Origin of the sequence: Streptomyces niveiscabiei, from assembly GCF_001419795.1 — a bacterium.
Taxonomy (GTDB): domain Bacteria; phylum Actinomycetota; class Actinomycetes; order Streptomycetales; family Streptomycetaceae; genus Streptomyces; species Streptomyces niveiscabiei.
Map to the genome: position 1 here is coordinate 1 of NZ_LIRL01000448.1, position 13523 is coordinate 13523.

The following is a 13523-nucleotide window of genomic DNA, read 5'->3' on the forward strand; positions in this document are numbered from 1 at the left end:
CAACTCCTACAAACGCTTCACCCCCGACTCCTTCGCCCCCGCCACCTTCAACTGGGGCTACGACAACCGCACCTGCGCCATCCGCGTCATCGGCCACGACGACACCCTCCACCTGGAGATCCGCGTCCCCGGAGCCGACGCCAACCCCTACCTCGCACTCGCCGCAACCCTCGCCGCCATCACCCACGGCATCGACCACAAACTCGACCCCGGCCCACCCGAAACCGGCAACTCCTACCGCACCCACCACATCCCCGTCCTCCCCACCCTCGCCGACGCCCTCACCGTCTTCGAAGACAGCACCCTCGCCCACGACGCCTTCACCACGGACGTCATCGACCACTACGCCCACCTCGCCAAACTCGAACTCGACCACGAACGAACCCACGTCACCGACACCGAACGACTGCGCTGGCTCACCCGCGCCTGACGTCGCGCCGTTCGTCTCGGAGCGGCCCACGAACAGCGGCTCGTGCTCCGGACACATCTCTGGCAGCGGTGTGTCCGGCAGCCTTTATCCATGATCGACTACGGCGTTCACAATCCCTGTGCCGAAGGCGGGACGTCTAGTTCTGAGGTCGGAGGGGAAGCCGAGTACGCCTCGTTGGCACGTGCAGTGCCAGTTACACGAGGCCGTTCTCGGTACGGCCTGTTGTCCGTCGCGTCTTCCTCAAGGCTGGTTCGGTTCTCCAGCTCTTGGCGGAGACGCGCCTCTCGGTGTGCTGCTCCGGAAGCCATACCGCGGGCCTTCGTTGCCTCACGTCGAAGCCGCACAGCAGCCTGCTCGTCTTTCTCCCGGGCACGCTGCATGTGGGTCCCCAGGTCGCGCTGGAGTATCGCCGCGTCCTCCAAGGCTCCCTCGTGTTCTTCACCAGGTCCGGCAATGACAGCTCGTTCACGAAGGCGGCTGTGCAACGTGTCCAGTTCTCCGGTCATATGCGTCTCGTACGCATAGACGGTGGCGCGTTCAGCCTCGACGAGGGCTCGTTCTTGACCTCGTAGGACCGGACGGCCGAACCGTCCAACGGCGGCCAACTGCTGGTCGAGCTGGCGCAGTCGCTCGCCCGCGTTCTGCTGCGCGGAGGTGTGCTGGGCCACGGCGTCGGTGATCGAGCGGACGTCACGGATCGCCGCCGCGCGGGTGAGCAGGTCCTGCCGGTGTCGCTCGAACGCAAGGACCGCCGGACCGGTTCCGGCTCCCGCTTGCTGTTCGGCGTGGGCGGCCCTCGATTCCGCGTGGTCGGCTGCTGTTCGAGTGGTGCGGGTGGCGGTCGCCGCCTTGCGGATCGCCTCGCGCAAGGCGGTGTTGCTCAGGTGTGCGTACGGGCGGTCCGTGGTCGGTGCGGCGGTTTCCGGGATCGGGGGCGGTGTTCTGTGGGAGCTCAGGTTCGCGACTTCCGGCTCGGCGTCGCCGTGGTCGGGTTGCGCGGTCCCGGGAGCCCGCGGGACAGGAAGGTCGGCAACGGCGTCGCGGATGTGCGCGGGTACGGCGTTGTTCGGCAGCTCGGTGAGGATCATCCGCTCCTCGGTGCCCGATTCGATCTCGCGGATGAGTCCGGCTACCGCACGGTCCAACTGCTCCCGCTCACTCTCCGGTTCACCTCCGCGGGCGCGGTCGGCGTCGGTCTCGTAGACGGACAGCGGGAGGAAGAGGTGGGACTCCTTCTTGTCGCGGGACAGCATCGTGTAGAGCGCGTTCGCCTGCGCGCCGGGGCCGTAGACCAGGGCTTCCTGGACGCTGAGGCCCTGGCTCTTGTGGCCGGTGATGGCGTAGCCGAGGCTCAGGCCGCCGTGGGCGATGTAGTCGGTGTCGACCCATTCGGCGTGGTTCTCGTGGCCGTCGGGGGTCTTCTCCCGCCACTCGACGAGGACGCGGCGTTGGTCGTCGACGGCGCGGACGATGCCTCGGTAGCCGTTGAGGACGTCGTCGCTCGCGCCGCCGGTGCGCCGGGCGCGGTAGTCGTTGGTGCGCAGGAGGACCTGGTCGCCGACCGACAAAACGAGTTCGCCTCCGCCCGCGAGCGCGTAGGTGTGTTCAGGGCCGATGAGGTCGCCGCCGGCTTTACGTAGCGCGCGGGCGCCGAGGTTGAGTTCGTCGACGATCTCGTTGGTGGCGGCGAGCATGAGGAGCTGCTGAACGGCGGTGTGGTCGTCGTCGTACGCGATCCGCTTGTCGGCCCAGACCGTGAGCATCGCGGCGAGCGTCTCGTCCTTGTCGGCGAGAGCGTGGACGCGGCCGGTCGCGGCGAAGGTGCGCAGGGACTCCATGCGCTTGTTGTCGCGCCAGAGCTGGAGCGCTCGGCGTTCGGCGGCGTCCTTCTGGCGGTAGTTCTCGGTGAGGGTGAGGCCGCCGACGAGGTGGTGGACGGCGGCGAAGTGGCCGCCGACGCCGGGTGAGTGGAGCTGTTTGGGGTCGCCGATACCGACGACCTTCGTGCCGGTCTTCGCGGCGTGGGCGAGCAACTCCGCGATGTCGCGGTCGTCGCACATCGCGGCTTCGTCGACGACCAGGACGTCCACGCCGGTCAGGCCGGGGCCGTCGGCACGAATGCCGGTGAGCCAGGACGCCAGAGTGCGGGAGGTGATGCCGGCTTCCGCCTTGAGGTTGGCGGCGGCGACGGCTGCCGTACTCGCACCCGCGACGACGAGTCCCTGTGCCTGCCAGGCTTGGCGGGCGGCGTCCATGATGGTCGTCTTGCCCGCGCCCGCGACGCCGATCACGCCGTCGATGCCGTGTCCGGCGGTGAGCAACCGGTCGAGTACAGCGCGTTGTTCGCCGGAAAACTCGAAGCCCTGCTGGGCCTCGACGGTGGACAGGGTCATCGCGACCGTGTCGGTGCCGACGACGGCGGTCTGTTCGCCGAGGCGGCGGGTCGTCTCGGTGACGATCAGGGTCTCGGCGGCGACGATGTCGGCGGTGGTGTAGCGGGCGGCGTGGGTGTAGTGCTGGGCGCCCCTGGGCTTGAGCTGGACCGCGTAACCGGCGTGCCGGAGAACGGAGTTCGTGAGCTTCTCTGCCTCGTCGGCGGTGCTGATGCCATACGGGAGGACGTCGAGGACGGCCGCGATGGCGGCGGCGTGGGTGAACTCCTTGGAGTGCGCGGTGAGTCCGGTCTTCGGGTCGAAGACGGTCGCGCACAGCTCGTCCAGGCCGGGGTTCTGCACGTGGGTGTCGTCGTGGACGGCGGCGGTGGTGATGGCGTCAGGGTTGTCCCCGGCGGCGCGGCCTTCGGCTTGCCAGTACGCGCGCAGGACGTCGTCCGCGGCGCCCGCCGCCTCGCCGTTCTTCGCGGCCTTGGAGACGGCGGAGGCGGCGGTGCGTTCGCGCAGGGTGGCGCTGTCGTAATCGAGTCCGAGGCGGGTGAGGAGTTCGCGGACCTGGCTGTCGCGCTTGCTGAAGAGCCGGATGGTGGGCTCGGGGATCGCGGCTATCTCCCAGGCGCCGGTGCGGTCCTCGCGGCGGAAGCGGATGCCGTAGCGGTCGGCGAGTTCGCGTCGTACGCGGGCGTTCATCAGAGCCTGCGTCGCGCGCGCGTGCCGGTGCAGGTCACGGCCGCCGGCGGCGACGGTCGACCACTGGCCGTCGTCCCCCTTGACCATGTTGGCCAGGGTGAAGTGCAGGTGGAAGTGGGGGTCTCCGTACGGTGCACCGCCGACCGGGCGGGCCGCGCGGTGGATCATCATCCAGCCGGAGAACCCGCTCGTGCCGACCGTGCGCGCCTCCTCGCCGTCGCCGTGCCGGCCGCGCATCGCGTACGCCGTCCACCGCTCCAGCGCGTCCACGGACTCCCGGCCCGCCGCGACGATGACCGACTCGACCTCAGCCGCCATCTCCTGCGGCGCGTACGCGAGGAACACCGACTGCGACTTCGGGAGATCCAAGGTGACGTCCGCGCCGCGGTTGCCGACCTCGACGCGGCCCTCCCGCATCGCGGCCTTGATCTCCTCGGCGTCCCAGACCTCAGCGGGGTCGACGCCCGCGGCCTTGGCCATCGCGACGGCCTCGCGTACCGCCATCGGCAGGTCCCGCAGGCGCCGTCCGGCTTCGGCCTCGGTCTGGAGGTAGCGGCGTTTCATGGACGCTGAGTTGAAAAGGTCCGCGGGCTGACCACCGGTTTCGCGGGCCTTGTTCTGTACGGCGCGCAGGAGCGCACGAGCGTCGAGGCGCCCGCCCGCCTCGGTGCGAAGGGCCTGTTCCAGGGGCTGTTCCCCGTACAGTTCGACGGCGTCGATACCGATCGCGTCGGCGAGGGTCATCAAGGTGGAGGCGGGGACCCTGTGGGCCTCGCCGTACCGGACGAGCTGGCGTTCCATCCGGCCGAAGGCGTCCTTCTTGCGCTTCGAGTCGAGCAGCGAATCCGGCTTCACGCCGCGTTCTGCGGCGGTACGGCGGATCGCGCGGACCAGGGGTGCGGCAGGGAGCTTCGCGGCGGGGGCGACGGCCAGCTTGGGTTCCACCAGCGTCCGGCCCGTACGCGGGTCCTCGCCTCGCATCAGGCGGCGGGCCGCCGGGAACTGGTCGGGGGACAGCACGCTGCCAGGGACGATGTCGAACTCAGTGAGGCCGTTGCCGATCCACGCCAGCGGGCGTTCGCTCGCGTCGAGGTGGTAGTCGACCTGGCCGTCAACGGCAGGAGCGGGGAGGACCTCCTCGCCGTACAGCGTGCGCGCGTCCAGCCCTGCCGCTGCGGCGACTTCGACGGCGTCGAACCCCGTGAACCTCGCGCTGCCGGTGTTGCGTATATGGGAGCGGGCACGGAAGAACGCCTTCTTCGCCTCCGTCGCGCCGAGGAGCGCGGCGACGGAGGTCCCGGTCTCCTCGGCCTGGGCCTCGATGGCGGTGATGAGGGGAGCGGCGTCGACGGTGGTCGCCTTCCCGCACCCGTGACCTCCGGTCAGGCGGTACTCGACCTGCCCGTCCGACGGGCCGATCATCGTCACCCACCCCACCGGCCCATCCACCTCTCATTCGAGAACCGACCGGATTCAGTCATTTTGGCCAGTTGTATCGTCGCGAAGTGACGATACCTTGGTCCTCGGAAATCAGGATGATGTGCCGATCAGGGATGAGATCGGTCAACACTGCTTCGACGTTCACGGTGTTCGTTTGACGCTGTTACCTCATGTCGTCCGTCAATGGACGACATGAGGTAAACGTCGATGTCAGTGCCTTGACCTACCTTGGTGAGCTGTCGGGGCAGTCGTTGACCCCACCACTCTGGAGGCCAACCCCATGCTCAAGGTCAGGGAGCGTCTTCGCTCGCTGGAAATACCGACGCGAATCCGGGCCTTGTCCGAGGATCAGCAATTCGCCATCGCCATCCTGCTTGGCTTCCTCGCGCCGGTCCTCATGACCGCAGCCCTGATCACGGGTTCACAGTTCTGGCTCATGGCTCAGTTCCCGCTCAGCGTCGTGCTGCTACTTCCCACGGTCTGGCTACTGAAGCCTTGGTACGACGGCCTCCCCACTCGGAGCCAACGTCGTTTCACGACCGTGCCGCTGGCGTACTACGTCCTCTTGGCGCTGGTATTCGTGGGATTGGCTCTGGCCTCGGCACCCTCCGACCGTGGATGGGCCGCGGCTCTGCTGCTTCTGGTGTGGTGTCTCCACTTCGTCTACGGAGCAGGCATCGAGCCGAACAACTTCCCCCTCGAACGACTTCGCGGCCGACTCGCGCGAGCCGCTCCGGTCCGTGTCTTCGCCACCTGGTGTGGACTGCTGGGGGTGCTCTGGTTCCTCCAGTACGCTCAGGATGATCCCAAGTACCGACCGTTCCTGCTGGGCGCGACACTCACCCTCGGCGGCGCTGGAGTCGCCGCCACAGTGAAGGTCTTCACGCGGGTACGGAAACTCTCAACCGCCTTGCGCCTACGGACGCAGGACATGATCAGGTCGCTGGAAGAACTGCACGACGCACCGGACGCCGACCGCCAGGGGAAACAGCAGACAGCACGGCGTACGTGGGACGCCTTGGAGATCGTCCTCCTCACAAGGGTCGACACGGGGTTCCGCACCGCAGGTTCCTTCGTCCTGCCGTCCGACGCCATCAAGGAGTTGGAGCAGACGGTCATGCTCGCGGTCGACGCGAGAACCCACGACGAGACCCACCACCAACTCGCCGTCGACGCCCTGCGAACCGTCCGCGCGGCGTGTCAGGGCCACATCGACGCCGTGGCCTAGAAGCCCCCACTACATGAGGCCCGCCAACCGACGTTGGCGGGCTTCTCCCTGATCAGGACGCGATAGGCCACTCCCCGAACGGCACAGGCGACTTGCCGTTCATATCCCGCAACGCCTCGTCGATGCCGCAAGGTGAGCAGATCCTGACGTCGCGCTCGGCGGTGATCCGGGAACGTGCTGGAGATTCCCCCAGCTCACCTCCGCAGCGTGGACAACGCTCCTCGGTCACTCCGGATTCTCTCGGGCCGACTTGAGGATCAGGTGCCAGACGGTCCGGGAGGACTCCTTCTCCGAGAGCCCCTGCAACTGCCCGATCAACTCGGCGTTTTTCGCTCCAGGATTCTCCGCGAGCACCCGGCGCGCGAGGGTGAGTCGCTCGTCCCCCTGGTAGGGGTAGGCCAGCCCTCGGCGCCCCTTGGGCCGTCCGCCCGCGTGCCCGCGGCCCTTGCGGTCCGCGAGGTACTGCCAGAGCCTCCAACGCTTCCACTTCGGACGCCGACGGGTCGGGAGGATGTCCCAGTCGTCGGGCTCGGGCCAGCCCTCGGGGGGGGTCTTGACGTAGTGGGAGACAGTGGCGGAGTCGGCGAACCCGCAGATCTTCGCCGCTTCGGCGGGGCCGACCAGTTCTTCGGGGTCACCGTCGAGCTTCGGCGGGTTCGTGGTACTCGCGGCGGCACGTCGGCGCTGGAGTTCGTGGTGCCACTTCGCCCAGGTGTCGCCGTCCCAGTGCATGACGCCGTCGAGGGTCGCGGTGACGGGCGGGTGGCCGTTGTTCTCGCGGTCGGTCCAGAGGTTCTGGAGCGTCGACTCGCTGATGTTGTGGACCTTGCGCAGGTCGGCTCGTGAGTAGAGCGTGCGGCCGGTCTCGGGGGCCAACGTTGGTCTCCTGTTCGGGGTGGTCATGGGAGGTCGTCCGGTTCCGGGGCCGGCGTCCACGTGCGGGTGCCGGTCGCCTCAAGTCTGGTGAGGGTGGCGATCTCGTGCAGAGGAACGGCGGCGGCCCAGTCGGCGCGGCCGGGGTGACCGACGGGAAGGTTGAGTACGAGGTGCCGGCCGGTCGGCGGGAAGTCCTCGACAATGACGAATCTGTCGGTGCCGTCGGCGCTGATGCTGTTACCCCTCTTGAGCTGGGCGAGGTCGCCGGGCTGGGGACAGTCGGGGTGCCGGTCGCATAGCATGGTCGGGTCTTTCTGGTGAGAGACATCGACGGCCAGCGCCTTGTTGCCCTTGTGCGCTGGCCGTCATTTCGTTGTCGGGGTTGGTTCGGCGCTCGACCGTTCGGAGGTTGCCCTACTCCGTTGACGGCCGAATAATTAAACCACCTTTAAAATGACGGGGTGGGGCTCTGGCCCAGAAAACGACGGCCATCAGAAGAGCGTTCCTTGGTTCGCCGGGCCGTCGCTCACGATGCCCGGCGGTCGCTCGACGCGGAGTTCGTAGCGGGGACGTCCCGCGTGCGGTGGAGCGTGCTCTTCGCGGCGGTGGCGGTTCCAGACCAGGAGCGGAGCGCCCTGGTCCACCCATCCCTCCGGGTACTGGGATGTCAGCTGAGCCCAGCGGTGCTGGCTCTGCGGGATCTCCCACCTGTCCCTGACGCTGGTGATCGGCGGGAGCGTCCGCCACCCGGGGAACGCGTGGTCGTGGGCGTCCTCCACCGCTTCGTTGCTGCCGTCGCGGACGGCTCCCTCCCAGTCGCAGGCGAGGCATCCACCCCGGAACTCCTGCTGGTACCGCCGCCCTACCAGCCTGCTGCGGGTGAGCAGGGTGGGGGTGTGGTGCGTGGACGGTTCCAGCTCGTGTCCGAGGTCGCAGTACGCACCGCCCGGGTGTCCGGCCTGGATGTGCCACATCCCGAACGCGCTGTGTGCGGGAACGCGTGCACGCCCGTTACGCACCCGCCAGTAGTACGTCTGCCGTGCTCGTGCTCCGAGGGTCTCGGTCACGACTCCTCGCTTCGGACGGCGGCGAGGACTTCGCGGAGAGGGTCGGCGAGGAGGGTTTGTTCGGCGGGGGAGTCGAGGAACCGCGGTCCGTACGCGCGGCGAACGGCACGGCGGGCGTCCTGGTGGCGGTTGAGTTCGGGGTCGTACTGCGACCGTTCGAGCACGTCGTAGCCATGCTGGGTGAGGACACCGGCGATGAGTGAGCGGACTCGTACGGCGTCGACGGTGCGGAGGTCGGTCTCCGTGGGGGCCGCGAGGAGTACGCGGATCAGTTCGGACGCGCTGAGGCGAGGGTGAAGGGGAACAGTGATCCGGTGGACGCCGTCCCGGCTCGGAGTGGCGCCTCCTCGGCGGCTCGGCGTCCTGGTGGTGCTGCGGAATTCTGTCGTCTCGTCCATCGTGGTGGCCTTCAGGAACTCGGGGGCGCTGTCAGAACAGCGCCCGAACAGCGGCGGTGCGGAACGCCTGGGCGGCGTCGGCAGCGGTGCGGCCGGGCTCGGCGCTCCATCGGTCGATGACCTCGCGGTGCAGGGCTTTCGCGGCGGCGGGCTCGTCGGCGGTGACCGGAGAGCCGGTGAGGGCTTCGGCGAGGATGCCGAACGCCTGGTCGCGGGCGCGGTGGATGCGGTCCCAGTCGTACGTCCGGCCGGCGGGCGCCCGTCCTTGTCCGGCGGCGACTTCGAGGGCGCCGCGTGGCCAGCAGGGCAAGGTGGTGGTGCGTCCGGGACCGTCGAACAGGCGGGGACCCTGGTGGATGCCGACGTGTTCGATGTGGCAGGCGGCCCATTCCAGAATCTCGGCCGGGGTGTCCGCGATGACGACGCTTGCGGGGCTGTAGTACATGGTGAAGTCCGTTTCGGGGACCGGGGGGCGGCAGTGCGCCGCCCCCCGGGGTCGGCCTACTGCTGGTAGGCGGGGATGAGTTCACGGACGCGGTCCTTGCCGACGCACCCGCCCTCGTGACGGTGGGCGCTCGGCGGAGCGCCGTTGCGTCCGCGCAGGTGGCTCCAGAACTTCGGTCCCTCCCACGAGCAGAGTTCGCAGGCGAGGAACCAGTGGTTGTCGGACCCTGGGAATCCGGTGAGCACTGCTCGCCAGCGGTGAGCCGCGAGTCCGGCGAACGCCGCCTGTGCGCTGCGGATGTTGCGGTCGGTGGCGGGCATCCGCGGGTGCAACAGGGGAACGGGTCCGTGGAGCGGCCGGGGTGCTTCGGCGCGTACGTGGTTGAGGGGGACGGCGGAGATGCGTCCGGCGGCGTACTCCTGGGCGAGGTGGACGGCGGCCATCTCGACTCCGGGGACACCTTGGGGTGGGCGGCGGAGGTTGTGTTCTCCCGTGCTGGTGTCGATCCACCAGTCCCGGTGCCACCTGTATGCGCGGCCGATGACCTGGTCTTCGCCGATGATCACGGGGTACCGGCACTCGATGTCCGGGCTTCCGATGCGGTACGGCAGGGCGGTCTGAAGGGGAGGGATCGCCGCGACTTCGCGGGCGGCAGCTCGGGGGCCGCGCTGGTGAGTGTTCGGCTCGGCCTCGGTCGCAGGTCGTTCGAGGAGCTGGGTGGTCATGGTGGTGCCCTGTTCTGGTGAGAGAGGGTCCCGCACCGGCGGCGCTCGGCCGCCGGCACGGGCGAGCGGTCGTTACGCGGAGTCGGCCGTGGTGGTCTGCCGCATCTCGTCGGCACTCCTGCGTCCCGAGACGTCGTCGTAGGGAACCGTCCAGGTCCATCCGTCGAGCCGGTTGCCCTCGGCTCGTACGACGTCCTGTCCGACGCCGTTGTGGATGTGCGGGATGGTCACCGACTTGGGGCTGACGCGCAGGACCTCGTACCAGGTGCCTCGGCAGCGTACGAAGTCCCCGCGCCGGAAGTCGGCCCGCGACCAGACCTTGAAGCCCTTGGCTTCGGCGTCCTTGATGACCGCTTCCCAGTGCTCGATCTCCTCGGTCAGCTCCTGGTGCTCGGTTACCAGCTCGGGGTCCGCCGGGTTGCGGGAGTATCCCTTGGCGGGCTCGCCGCGCTGCCACTTCTCGACCGCGCGGAGGTCGGCCCGGAGCTTGTCGAGGCGGCGGAGGGTGCGGCCGGGGTCCTTGCGGAACCGCTCGTAGTTGGCGGCGGCCTGGGCACGGTCGCCCCAGTACTGGGCACGGTCGCGCTCGTTGATGCTCTTGCGCATCGTGTTGTCCATGCGCTCGTGATCACGGCGGGCGCGGCCCTCGGAATGGTGACCGACAAGGATGGGCTGGCCGAAGGCGAACCGTTCGGATATCTCGTGGCTCGCCTTCCACGCAGCCTCGGAGTTCCCGGCCGCGTTGGCGGCGTATCCACCGAACCTCTCGGCACGGCTCTCGGCGCGCTCCTCGCGATCCTGCTCGGCCTCGCCGAAGCTGCGGCGGTCGGCGTTGTCGATGGTCAGGGTGACCTCGAAGTCGGCGTCTCGGAGTCGCTGCGCGAGGAGTTCGAGGGAGGCGGTGTGGCCGGCGTGGTCGCGGCTGTGCGGGAGGTACCAGCAACCGAGGTTCCTGCTCCAGCGGAAGGGCTGACGGCCGGTCCTGCCGTACTCGCGGAGTTTCAGGATCGCTGCTGTCTTGTCCCCCCGGGTCGTGCCCTCGACGAGGGTTCCTTCCCTGCGGGTGTGCGTGATCTCGATAGTCACTGAACTGGTCTTCTCTGGTGAGGAGTTGGTCTGTCCGGAGGACGGAACTTGTGTTGGAGACGGTCCGCACCACGAGCGCGGGCCGTGAGGGACGAGCGGCTCGCGGGCCGTCGCGCCTGCGCGACGGCAGAGGCTGCCGCGTCCCCGCGGGACGCGTCCTTCACGGTCCGGTGCCCGTCGGCGGTCGACGGAGTCGGCCGGCGTCGGTGAACGCACCGGACCTGTCCTGCCGCCCTGAAGGGGTGTCCGCTCTGGCGTTGAGGGCCTGCCGGTCCGGGGGTGTTGCCCTCCCCCGGACCGGCGGGACCGTGATCAGCCGTGGTGGAGCGTACGCCGCGCGGCAGGGTCGGTCAGTCCGGTCCGCTCGCGCCACGCGTCGAGAACGGCGACGCGGAGTGCGTCCCCGTCGTCGTAGGCGAACCGGCCGTGGCGCATCTTGCGGACGATGTCGCGGAACATGTCCTGGTGCATCGTGGTCAGCGTGTCGTCGATCGGGGTCAGCTCGTGCGGGAACATCGCCTGGACGCTGCGGCCGGGCTGCGGGGCACCGAGGGTGAAGTACCAGACGACCGCCATGGTGGCCCTGTCCGCGAACTCCGGTCCGCCGAAGGGACAGACGACGACTGCGGGGAGGGTGTTGTACTGGCGGCCCTGGTGCCAGGGTCCGGCCAGTACGAGGGTCGCGGTGGGGAAGTCCTGGACGGTGGGGGTCTGCTGGGTGGTGAGCATGTCGTTTCCTGTCTGGTGAGAAGTTCCGCCGGGGCCAGTCGACCCCGGCGGGGGTGTCGGTCGGGGGTGTTGCCCTCCCCCTCCAACATGTTTAATTAAACCATGTTTTTCAGTGAAGGTCAACCCGCGGAGACAAGTTCGCGTCGGCGCTCGACAGCCGTGACGACGGCGTCGGCAATGGCGCGGCCGGTCTCGATGACGCGGACGGCGGACTCATGGATCGGAGGCTTCCGGTCCTGGGTGATGATGCCCGCGAGCGGCGGCATGACGGCTGGTCCGGGGGCGATTCCGAGGATCAGTGCGGCGACGTGCGCCGCCGAGGTAACCTCGGCCGCGTGCTGACCGGGGAAGGGGGCATCGATCTCAGCGATACGTCGCCACGCGTGGCCGTACAACAGGATGCGGACGGCGGCATCGGGGGCCTCCCGGCTGAAGTCGAACCCTCCGGCCTGCTCGGGGTCCTCGTGGTACCAGTCCCGGAACTGCACGACCAGAACATCCCGGACGACCTCGGCGGCGGGCCGAGCGATGACGGGCAACTCGTAGGCGTCACCGTCGGTTTGGCTGATGTCGAACACCGGCCCGGCCTTGTAGCCGGACACCCGCCGCCCTGCCCCCTCGGCGGCGTCAGTAACAGCCTCCTGCGGCCCGCCATCGACCGTGACGCCCTGTGCCCCTTCGGTTCGGCGAGTGATTGGCGTCCATATGCGGATGGAGGTAGACCCCTTCGCCGGGAAGCGTCCAGCCTTCCGCCAGTCCCCGGAACTGAGCACCCGGGTGGCATGGGGGCACTGAGCGGCAATCGCGATGGAGTTGACGGGGCTGCGGTCCGTCAGAGTCGCAGCGGTTCGCATTACCGTGGCCCAGAATTCCTCACTGGCGACCATCGCGCCGTATGCGCGGTCCATTACGGCTTCGAGCTCGCCGCGCATCTTGGCGCTGTAGGCGCGGCGCTCTTCGTCGGTCATCTTCGGCTTGCGGGGCATTTCTCGGTCCTCCTGGTGAAAGATCGGCATTCAGGGCCGGTTGGGGGGTTACCCCCCCCCGATACATTAATTAAACCATGTTTACACATTGAGGGCAACTACCGTTGCCGAATGGAAGGGGTTACGGCGAACGCGGAACGCCGTACCGTCGTCGGCGGTGACGCATTCGCCGCGCGCCATATCCTCCAGGAATCCGCCGAGTTCGCCGGTGGCGAGGTCAGCAGCCTGCATCAGACGCGTCAGCGACACCCCGGCCTCGCGCGGCTCGTCGCCCTCATCCACCCCGACCCACGCCTGATATCCGACCGGCAGCACCTCCGCGACATAGGCGCGAGTGCGAGGCGGAAGCGGCGCACCCCCGAACAGGCCGAACCGCTCTATGCCGTAGTCCTCCACCGCCCGCTCGGCCGCATAACGGCCGCCGCCCGGATGACCGTCGACATCGGCCAGGTGCAACAGGTCCACGATCAAGGAGTGAATCACGTCCTTGGCCGAGTCGCAGTAGACCTCCCACACCTCCCGCGCGCGGTCGGCGCCCTCAGACGCGGTCGAGTCGCCGTTCAACGCAGTGTCACCCATAGCCAGTCCTTCCAGCGAGAGAACCCGAGCCGGTTCGACCCGGGGACGATCGGGGCATCAACCCCTTCCGATGTCATTAATTAAACCATGTTCTACGGGTGAGATCAAGCCCTGCACTCGTTGACCTGCTCTTTTCTCACCGCCGGACCCTCACTCGCTCCGCCGGGCCCGGCCACAACGGCCTCGGCGGGGTTCCCTCCTCGGTCGGACAGCTCCGCCGGATCAGGGTTCCGGGCGCGGTGTCCAGGCTCGCGAAGCGACCGCGCAGCGGCTCGGCCTGGATGCCGTGTCCGGGTTCCTGATACGCCCCCTGGGTGTCCGACCGAGGAGGTAACCCCGCCTTCCCCACCCGCACCACGACGCTCCCGCACCCGACCGACCGGCCCCCTCCCCCCTCCGAGGGAGGACCCGCCGGAGGCATGAAGTCTTTGTGTCGGCGGCGGGTGAATCG

The 13523-nt window shown here is 68.7% G+C and carries 12 protein-coding genes and 1 pseudogene; 2 read left to right on the forward strand and 11 right to left on the reverse strand.

The window, feature by feature from the left end; all coding sequences use genetic code 11:
- Window positions 1–430, forward strand: a pseudogene (locus tag AOK24_RS21740) (glutamine synthetase); the annotation flags it as partial.
- Window positions 431–537: 107 nt separating this feature from the next.
- On the opposite strand, the gene mobF reads toward AOK24_RS21740, so the two are convergent.
- Window positions 538–4935, reverse strand: coding sequence for a MobF family relaxase (mobF, locus tag AOK24_RS21745; RefSeq protein WP_240554050.1), 4398 nt, complete (start codon window positions 4933–4935; stop codon window positions 538–540).
- A gap of 298 nt (window positions 4936–5233) precedes the next feature.
- Here mobF and AOK24_RS21750 point away from each other — a divergent pair, with 298 nt between their 5' ends.
- Window positions 5234–6181 carry a hypothetical protein gene (locus tag AOK24_RS21750; RefSeq protein ID WP_055721740.1) on the forward strand — a complete coding sequence of 316 codons (948 nt, stop codon included), beginning with the start codon at window positions 5234–5236 and terminating at the stop codon, window positions 6179–6181.
- A gap of 225 nt (window positions 6182–6406) precedes the next feature.
- Here the strand turns inward: AOK24_RS21750 and AOK24_RS21755 are convergent, their stop codons facing one another.
- From AOK24_RS21755 to AOK24_RS21800, 10 genes are all read right to left on the reverse strand, one after another.
- Complete coding sequence (locus AOK24_RS21755; RefSeq protein ID WP_240554051.1) at window positions 6407–7057, reverse strand: hypothetical protein; 651 nt, start codon at window positions 7055–7057, stop codon at window positions 6407–6409.
- A gap of 23 nt (window positions 7058–7080) precedes the next feature.
- A complete protein-coding gene (locus AOK24_RS21760; protein WP_055721742.1) occupies window positions 7081–7359 on the reverse strand; it encodes a DUF6211 family protein in 279 nt (92 codons plus the stop codon).
- Window positions 7360–7548: 189 nt separating this feature from the next.
- Window positions 7549–8124 carry a DUF6349 family protein gene (locus tag AOK24_RS21765; RefSeq protein WP_055721743.1) on the reverse strand — a complete coding sequence of 192 codons (576 nt, stop codon included), beginning with the start codon at window positions 8122–8124 and terminating at the stop codon, window positions 7549–7551.
- Window positions 8121–8522 carry a DUF6181 family protein gene (locus AOK24_RS21770; RefSeq protein ID WP_055721744.1) on the reverse strand — a complete coding sequence of 134 codons (402 nt, stop codon included), beginning with the start codon at window positions 8520–8522 and terminating at the stop codon, window positions 8121–8123. Before AOK24_RS21770 ends, AOK24_RS21765 begins: the two co-directional genes overlap by 4 nt.
- A gap of 31 nt (window positions 8523–8553) precedes the next feature.
- Window positions 8554–8967, reverse strand: coding sequence for a DUF6197 family protein (locus AOK24_RS21775; protein ID WP_055721745.1), 414 nt, complete (start codon window positions 8965–8967; stop codon window positions 8554–8556).
- A gap of 56 nt (window positions 8968–9023) precedes the next feature.
- Window positions 9024–9692 carry a hypothetical protein gene (locus tag AOK24_RS21780; protein ID WP_055721746.1) on the reverse strand — a complete coding sequence of 223 codons (669 nt, stop codon included), beginning with the start codon at window positions 9690–9692 and terminating at the stop codon, window positions 9024–9026.
- Window positions 9693–9764: 72 nt separating this feature from the next.
- Window positions 9765–10778: a DUF3560 domain-containing protein gene (locus AOK24_RS21785; protein ID WP_240554052.1), complete on the reverse strand. Its 1014-nt coding sequence runs from the start codon at window positions 10776–10778 to the stop codon at window positions 9765–9767.
- Between the two features lie 312 nt (window positions 10779–11090).
- On the reverse strand, window positions 11091–11507 hold the full coding sequence (locus AOK24_RS21790) for a DUF6409 family protein (protein WP_055721747.1): 417 nt from the start codon (window positions 11505–11507) through the stop codon (window positions 11091–11093).
- Window positions 11508–11626: 119 nt separating this feature from the next.
- On the reverse strand, window positions 11627–12493 hold the full coding sequence (locus AOK24_RS21795) for a hypothetical protein (protein ID WP_055721748.1): 867 nt from the start codon (window positions 12491–12493) through the stop codon (window positions 11627–11629).
- Window positions 12494–12574: 81 nt separating this feature from the next.
- A complete protein-coding gene (locus AOK24_RS21800) occupies window positions 12575–13072 on the reverse strand; it encodes a hypothetical protein (RefSeq protein WP_055721749.1) in 498 nt (165 codons plus the stop codon).
- Window positions 13073–13523: the final 451 nt, after the last annotated feature.